Here is a 1,846-nt window from a genome sequence, read left to right on the forward strand (position 1 = left end):
GGGCGGCCAGGATGAAGCGTTCATGAAACGCCCACTCTTCGTCCGACATCAGGTCTCGTGCCAAGCTGGTCTCCATTGCAGATACCAGTTTGAATCACGTTCAGCCCGCCCTGTTAACACCTTTTGTCAACACGGCCTAAGAGGCGAGACGCGGCGCTCGACCGGAAGACTGAGGTTACAGCAAGCATAAGCGAAACCAGCCGGTTCGTTGGAGTTGTCCAGTTTCCGCAACCTCAACAGAAACGAGAGGGTTTCGTCTGATGATCGTTCGGTCCTGATTACTCTGGACGAATGGATGAGCTGCGAAGTTGCGCCCGATGATATGCCCGACCGTGACGGGCCGTGCATTCTTGGCGTGGATCTCGGCGGTTCCCGTTCCATGTCAGCGGCGGCGCTGTTCTGGCCTGATACGGGGCGTCTGGAATGTTTCGGCACCTTCTCCCTGTCAAACCTTCACTTGCCGACCGTGGGGCGTCTGACGGCGTGTCAGGGCGCTATATTGAGATGCAGGGGCGGGGTGAACTGTCGGTTATGGGGGAAAACACTGTTCCGCCTGGGCCTTGGCTTGCCAAGATCGTGCGCAACCTGGACGGCATCACCCCGGCGTCAATCGTGGGCGACAGGTTCCGACATGCTGAGTTCTCCGAAGTCATGCTGGCGGCAAACCTGGACCGGGTTCCGTTCATCTGGCGCGGCTTTTGGATGGAAGGACGGGGCCGAAGATATTGAGCGGTTCCGGCGGGCATTGTTTGACGGCGAGGTGAAAACAATCCCGTCGCTGCTTCTGCGTTCGGCGTTCTCTGACGCAATCACGTTGGTTGACCCGTCAGGCAATCACAAACTCGCTAAGGCGCGTTCCCTGGGCCGCATCGACGCGGCGGCGGCGGCTATTCTGGCGATTGCCGAGGGCATGAGGCGCAAGGCGACACCATCCAGACGGGCGAGGTTGGAATGGGCATGAACGCAAGCAAGCTTGACCGGCGGATAACGATCATGCGCGGGACTATGACCGACGATGGATTCGGCGGCGTTCTCACAAGCTATTGGCCGATCGGTACCATCTGGGCGCACCGGGTAGACGTCAAGGACGCTGAAAAGTTCCAATACGGCGGGATCAACGCGACTCTGACAAGCCGGTTCACGGTTCGCAGCTCCGACTTTTCGCGGGGCATCAAGACCACCGACCGGCTGCTCCATGATGGGCTTGATTGGAACGTCACCGGCCTGAAGGAAAGCGCAGACGGGCGCTTGCGGTTCATCGAGATCAGCGCAACGGCGGAGAACAACGGATGAAGGATTACAAGCGGTATTCCAAGCGCGTCACCCGCACCAAACGCTGGCAGGCAATCCGCCATGCCGTCCTGGAGCGTGACGGCTGGGCTTGCGTCGAATGTGGAACTCGGCGGCGGCTGGAATGTGACCACATCAAACCCGTGCGTACAAACCCTGAATTGAGCTTCAACCCTGCCAACGTACAAGTGCTTTGCGCATCCTGTCACACCAAGAAAACCAGAATTGAGTGTGGACACAAACCGACACCACCCGACCGCCAGGAATGGCGCGATTCAATCCGCGCGATGATGCGCGAGAACCCTACCGAGCATAGAGGAAAAACACATGCTTGATTCAGTGAAGATCATCCGGCGGCAATCCGAGATCCGCCAGGAGCTGGCAACGCTTGTCGGCAAAGACAACGCTACCGAAAATGAAACCCGCAAGATGGGCGAGCTGGACGCCGAGTATCGCGCCAACGAAACCCGCTATCGCGCGGCGCTGATTGCCGAGGACGAGGAACGCCAGGACGCCAGGGGCGAGCTGGAAACGCGCTCTGAACGCGAATGGTCCG

Annotated in this window: 3 protein-coding genes and 1 pseudogene; all 4 read left to right on the plus strand. The window is 59.2% G+C overall.

The features are described from left to right. The first annotated feature begins 208 nt into the window (after nucleotides 1-208). Nucleotides 209-961: a hypothetical protein gene (locus AB9K34_RS00345; RefSeq protein ID WP_369952506.1), complete on the plus strand. Its 753-nt coding sequence runs from the start codon at nucleotides 209-211 to the stop codon at nucleotides 959-961. Then, nucleotides 958-1,293, plus strand: a complete 336-nt coding sequence (locus AB9K34_RS00350) for a head-tail adaptor protein (RefSeq protein WP_369952507.1) — start codon at nucleotides 958-960, stop codon at nucleotides 1,291-1,293. The genes AB9K34_RS00345 and AB9K34_RS00350 overlap by 4 nt, the downstream gene beginning before the upstream one ends. Continuing rightward, the gene (locus AB9K34_RS00355) at nucleotides 1,290-1,625 is read left to right on the plus strand and encodes an HNH endonuclease (RefSeq protein ID WP_369952508.1); all 336 of its coding nucleotides are present in this window, start codon (nucleotides 1,290-1,292) and stop codon (nucleotides 1,623-1,625) included. Before AB9K34_RS00350 ends, AB9K34_RS00355 begins: the two co-directional genes overlap by 4 nt. Next, a pseudogene (locus AB9K34_RS00360) lies at nucleotides 1,618-1,846 on the plus strand (phage major capsid protein); the annotation flags it as partial. The gene AB9K34_RS00355 and the pseudogene AB9K34_RS00360, both read left to right, overlap by 8 nt.

Source organism: Sedimentitalea sp. XS_ASV28 (assembly GCF_041224545.1).
Classification (GTDB): Bacteria; Pseudomonadota; Alphaproteobacteria; order Rhodobacterales; family Rhodobacteraceae; genus Sedimentitalea.